This window comes from Streptomyces boluensis (assembly GCF_009908195.1).
Classification (GTDB): domain Bacteria; phylum Actinomycetota; class Actinomycetes; order Streptomycetales; family Streptomycetaceae; genus Streptomyces; species Streptomyces boluensis.
In genome coordinates this window covers 1-5,190 of the sequence record NZ_JAAAHS010000473.1, presented here as the reverse complement: position 1 = coordinate 5,190, position 5,190 = coordinate 1, and the positions used below count along the sequence as shown (strand labels likewise).

5 protein-coding genes are annotated in these 5,190 nt (G+C 71.5%); 1 reads left to right on the top strand and 4 read right to left on the bottom strand.

The genetic code is table 11. The annotated features are described in order from the left end of the window. The first annotated feature begins 166 nt into the window (after positions 1-166). Complete coding sequence (locus GUY60_RS34005) at positions 167-670, top strand: DinB family protein (protein ID WP_161704958.1); 504 nt, start codon at positions 167-169, stop codon at positions 668-670. A 20-nt stretch (positions 671-690) separates the two neighbouring features. Here the strand turns inward: GUY60_RS34005 and GUY60_RS34000 are convergent, their stop codons facing one another. The 4 genes from GUY60_RS34000 to GUY60_RS33985 form a co-directional block, all read right to left on the bottom strand. After that, the gene (locus GUY60_RS34000) at positions 691-1,173 is read right to left on the bottom strand and encodes a GNAT family N-acetyltransferase (RefSeq protein ID WP_161704956.1); all 483 of its coding nucleotides are present in this window, start codon (positions 1,171-1,173) and stop codon (positions 691-693) included. 32 nt (positions 1,174-1,205) lie between these two features. Further along, positions 1,206-2,735 carry a HEAT repeat domain-containing protein gene (locus GUY60_RS33995; protein ID WP_223178769.1) on the bottom strand — a complete coding sequence of 510 codons (1,530 nt, stop codon included), beginning with the start codon at positions 2,733-2,735 and terminating at the stop codon, positions 1,206-1,208. A gap of 74 nt (positions 2,736-2,809) precedes the next feature. Further along, a complete protein-coding gene (locus GUY60_RS33990; RefSeq protein WP_312866529.1) occupies positions 2,810-3,526 on the bottom strand; it encodes a hypothetical protein in 717 nt (238 codons plus the stop codon). Positions 3,527-3,888: 362 nt separating this feature from the next. Beyond that, positions 3,889-5,142, bottom strand: coding sequence for an SLC13 family permease (locus tag GUY60_RS33985; protein WP_246235999.1), 1,254 nt, complete (start codon positions 5,140-5,142; stop codon positions 3,889-3,891). Between the last annotated feature and the right edge of the window lie 48 nt (positions 5,143-5,190).

The window sequence follows — 5,190 nt, the reverse complement described above, 5'->3', positions numbered from 1 at the left end:
GCCTCGTCCCACTCCCACCCGTCGGCCCCCATGCGCGCGGCTCCTTCCCGTCCTGCCGGGTATCCCCGGCCACGTAACTCCGTTGCGGCACCGGCACGTTGGGCGTCCCGCCCGCCCGCGCGGAAATACCCGCGCCCCGCGCCCCCGGCCGTGCCATCATCCCCGCATGTCACGTACCGATATGCCGTCCGCCTGGGACGAACGTTCCATGCTCACCACGTTCCTCGACTACGCGCGGGCCACCGCCGTCGCCAAGTGTGAAGGTCTGTCCGACGAGGGCGCCGCCCGCGCCCCGCTGTCGGGGTCGCCGCTGATGACGGCGGGCGGGGTCGTCAGTCATCTTCGGTGGGTGGAGCACTGGTGGATCGAGGTGATCTTCCTCGGCGAGGAGGACCGGGGGCCGTGGACGGAGGACGACCCCGACCGCGAGATGCGTATCGGCGCCGAGCTCCCGCTCGCTCAGGTGGTCGCGGAGTATGAGGAACAGACCGCCCGCTTCCGCGACATCGTGGCCGGGCACGACCTTCAGGCCCCGGCCAAGAGGCCCGTACGGGACGGTACCCATGTCACCCTCGGCTGGGTCCTCATGCACCTCATCGAGGAGACCTCGCGCCACAACGGCCACCTCGACATCCTGCGCGAACTGGTCGACGGCACGACCGGGTCCTGAGCGACGAGGGTCAACTCCGGTCAGGTCAGGTCGAGTTCACCCACCACCTGGTCGCCGCTCAGCTCGCCCGTCGCCCGGAAACCGAGCTTCGCGTAGAACCCCTCCGGGCCGTGCCCGCCCGGATGCCAGGTGACCGTCACCCGGGTGCCGCCGCGCCTGCGGACCTCGTCCGTCACGGCGGTGACCGCGTAACTCCCGTACCCACGGCCCTGTTCGGCGGCGGCGATGTTCAGACGCCACAGGCCCGAGCGGAGGTCAGGGGTGCCGCCCGCGCGGGTGGCCGGCGCCGCGAAGTCCGCGTCGAAGAACCCCATCAGGAAGCCGACGGGGCGTTCCCCGTCGACGATGAGACGGGGCCAGGCGATCTCGGGGTGTACGTACGCCTCGGCGAGCGACTTCACCACCGGGGCCACCAACTCCCGCTGATCCGGGCGCACTTCGATGGTGAGTGCCGCATCGATGTTGGACTCGGTGATCGGTTCGAGGTGGAGGTTCGACGTCATGGGGTGCTCCTGGTGGGGGGTGTGGGGGATGTTCATTCGTCGAGCGCCAGATGGACCAGCCACGCCCGGTCCGGCTCGTCCTCGCCCCCGGGCCACGAGTCGGCCAGGCCGTGCACGAACGCGCGGTGCTCCTCGATCAGATGGCCGCCGGTCAGGCCTAGCGCGCCCTCGACCTGCACCGGCAGCGCACCGGAGCGGGCCGCGCGCAGCAGCACCTCGGTGACCCGGGGCGACGGCAGGTCCGCGAGGGCGTTCACCGCGTGGGTGCGGTCGTCCATCGCGGCCTCCGGGTCGAACGCGAGCTCCTCCAACGCCGCCACAAGCCGCTCATCCGGCACGTCCCACCGCCCCAGGCTCAACTGCGCCGCGCACAAGGCCCGTTGCCGCACCAGCGGTGCCGCGTCCGGGCGCAGCAGCGCGGCGGCGAGCACCGGGGCGTCCTCGGGCCCGGCCACCTGCGCCAGTACGTCCAGGGCGCTGGCGTGACTCGCGCCCGCACCGGAACCGGGGCTCGACGCCGCCGGTGACGGTGAGAGGCGCAGCAGGTGGCGGGCCAGGGCGCGGACGGGCCGCTCGAACGGTTCCCGGTCCAGGCCGAAACGGGTGAGCCCGTCGGCGTCGCAGAAGTGGTCGAGCGCGATGCCGACCAGCGGGACGAGACCGCTGTACAGCATGGTCCGGAACGCCTGCCGGTGGGCGCGTTTGCTGCTCGGCGCGCGCAACTCGCGGTGTGCCCGGCGCAGCCCCTCACCCTCGGGGTCGGCCCCGTGCCAGTAAGTGCTGTGCGGGCCGAGGCCGAGCGCCGAGCGGACCTCACCCGCCTCGAAGCGCCGCTCGGCCTCGGGCCACTCGGCGTCCAGGCGTTCAAGGAGCGGGCGGTGCGCGTAGAACCGGCTCCCGAAGGTCAGCCCCCACGCCGCCTCCTGCTGAAGGTGCACGTCGTCCACGCCGGTGGCGCGGACAAGCAGCGCGGTGGCCTCGGCCCCACCCGCCTGCCGCAGCGCGCCGACGGCCATGCCGCGCTCGTCGACGTCCAGGCTCGTGTCGAACACCAACTCACCGACCAGCGCCACCAGTTGGGCGTCCGGCGTGCCGGGCCCGGCGAGCGCCGAACGGGTCACGCCCAGTGCGTTGTCCAGCAGATCGCCGTCCGGGCGCCGCAGCAGCACGGCCCGTACCGCCTCGGCGTCCTGCGGGCCCGCGTCGTTCTTGAGGGCGAGCAGCGCGCTCGCGTGGTCCGCGCCCTCGAAGGCGCGGGCGTCGCCGGGCCGGGGCGGGCCGGCGAGCAGTTCACGGGCGGTCGCGAGCACCTCCTCCCGGTATGGCTCGTACGGGCTCTCCTCCCCGAACCGGCTGGTGGCGCCCGCACGGTCGTAGAGGTCGAGCGCCGTGCCACGGGCGGCCACGTCGGTGCTGCGCAACAGCACGAGGAAGGCCCGCCGGAACTCCTCGGGCGTACCCGCCACGGCATGCGCGGCGAGCGCCTCCCGCGCCTCGGGGTCGTCGAAGTCGCCGCTCCAGTACCAGGACCGGAACTCGCGGAGGAAGCTCAACATGAACATCCGTGGATCAGATCACCCGGGGGTACCGTGCGGCACCTCAATTTCCCTGGCCGGACGGGGAGTTGCCGGAGTGGTCAGCGGCCCAGCGCCCGGCGCAGACCGATGCCGTGGCGGCGGAGCCTGCGTACCTCCCAGTAGGACAGGGCGGTCACGGTGAGCGGCGCGCCCATGATGAACACGGCCCTGGCGAGCGGCGGGACCTGCGAGTAGGCGTCGGTGACGACATCGAGGAGCGCCATCTCCCAGACCAGGGTGGTCGCCAGGGCGGGCGGCAGGAGTTCGTGGATGTCGGCCGTACGGAAGACATGCACGAGGGAGAGGCCGATCCCGTAGAGCGCGAAACCGACCGCCCACAGACAGCCGACGCCGATCGCGATCTTGCCCGGGAGCCCGATCCAGTCCCGGAACCCTTCGATCTCCGGGGCCATGGCCAGCGGGAACATGGCCATCGAGGCGATCAGCGCGGCGATCGCCCCCAACGGCCGCAGCGCGCGCCGCAGATACTGGCGCCGCAGGTCACCGCGCGCGGCGGCCACGAACGCGCCCACCACCACCGGGAACGTGCAGATCAGCACCAGGGCGCTGTTCCAGCTCTGGTCGGTGCGGTCGGAGATCGCCGCCTCCGCGTCCGACACGTCGCTGAACACGCCGTACGTCACCGTCAGCCACAGCCAGACCGCCAACCCGAGGAGGGTGCGCCACAGTTGGAGCCGCCCGACCGTCCGGTCCTCCACCCGGTCCGGCCGCGCGGGCCGGAACACCCGCTGGGCGGCGTGCAGCGGGTTACGCACACACCGCCACACACGCTGCCCCCGAGACGGCGCCGGACGCGGGTGCGGGTGCGGGTATGGGTACGGGTGTTGGTGGGGGTGCTGCTGCGGGTACGGGAACTGGCCGGGGTACCCCTGCGGTGCGACCGGCGGCTGCTGGTACGGGCCACCCGCACCGGGAGGCCCGCCGTTCGGCCCCTGCGGCCAGGTGCCGTGGCCATTGCTCCCGTACGTGCTCACGGTGTCCCCCGTCGTCAAGTGCTGCTGAGCGCGCCGTATCTTACGAGACGCCGGGCGTACGAGAACTGGGGAAGGCGCTGCGTGAGTTGGGGTGAACCCCAACTCACGCAGCGCCGCTCAGAGTTGACCGTGGAGAGAGAGCCTCAGGACCAGGGCAGAACCAGCGCCCCCCACGCCACCACCGGGCCGAGCGCGACGATGCCGCCGGTGTAGCCGATGACCTGCCGGTAGAAGCGGCGGCCGTCCACGCCGCGGGCGTTGCTCAGGACGAGCGCGCCGTTGGTGGAGAACGGGGACGTGTCCACGATCGTCGTGGAGACCGCGAGCGCCGCGATCAGACCGGCCGGGCTGAGATGGCTGGAGAGCAGCAGCGGTACGGCGATGGGGATGATCGCCGTCAGGATCGCCGTGGAGGAGGCGAAGGCCGACGTGATGGCGACCGTGAAGCAGAGCACGAGGGCGACCAGGAGCGGGGCGCCGAGACCGGCCGCGTGCTCCGAGATGCTCTCGATGATGCCCGCCTTCTCCAGCATCGCGATGTACGTCATCATGCCTGTGACAAGCAGCAACGTCGGCCAGCTGATGCCGTCCACGGCCCGTTCCTGCTGCTTCATGTCGACCAGCGCGAGCAACGCTCCGGCGACCAGGGCCAGGAAGCCGATCTCCAGCTGGAAGCCGAGCGCGCCGACCACCAGGCCGAGCAGACAGGCGACGGTCAGCCACTGCCGCCAGTCGGGCCGCCCGGCCAGATCCGTGGTTTCGGTCTCGTCCGTCGCCGCGGCCTCGTCCGTCAGCGGCGCCGGCCGCTTGGCGAGTAGCAGGTAAGTGAGCAGCGAGAGCAGCAGGTTGATGACGAAACTGGCGGTGAACAGGGTGACCGGGGAGACCTGGAGGCTGGTGTCGTCGACCAGGCCGAGCACCAGCGCGCCGGAGACGGCGAGCGGCGAGAAAGCGCCCGCGTGCCCGCCACTGATCACCATCATGCCGACGACGAGCGGGTTGAGCCGGTAGCGGTACGCGAAGTTCATGCCGATCGGTACCAGGATCGCGACGGCGGCGGGGGTGAACGTACCGAACGCCGTGAGCAGTGCCGCCACCAGGAACAGCACCCAGGGGATGAGCGCCACCTTGCCGCGGACGAGGCGCACTCCGGCGGCGACGAGGAGGTCGATGGTGCCGTTGCGGCGCGCCACGGAGAACAGATAGGTGACGCCGACGATGGTCAGGAACAACTTGACCGGGAAGCCCTCGAAGATCTCGTCCTCGGTGAGGCCGAGCGAAGCGGTGCCGACGGCGAAGGTGGCGCAGAACGCGAGGATGCCCAGGTTGATCGGCAGGACGGTACCGACCACGAACATCACCAGCAGCGCGCCTATGGAGACCAGTTCAGGAGACATCTTCGTCCTCTGTGCGCTAGGGGCAGGGGGGTGGAGGGATGGAGGGGG

Bases quoted from the DNA above. Each gene is read 5' to 3' on its own strand.
- GUY60_RS34005 (WP_161704958.1), top strand. From the start codon at position 167: ATGTCACGTACCGATATGCCGTCCGCCTGGGACGAACGTTCCATGCTC.
- GUY60_RS34000 (WP_161704956.1), bottom strand. From the start codon at position 1,173: ATGACGTCGAACCTCCACCTCGAACCGATCACCGAGTCCAACATCGAT.
- GUY60_RS33995 (WP_223178769.1), bottom strand. From the start codon at position 2,735: ATGTTCATGTTGAGCTTCCTCCGCGAGTTCCGGTCCTGGTACTGGAGC.
- GUY60_RS33985 (WP_246235999.1), bottom strand. From the start codon at position 5,142: ATGTCTCCTGAACTGGTCTCCATAGGCGCGCTGCTGGTGATGTTCGTG.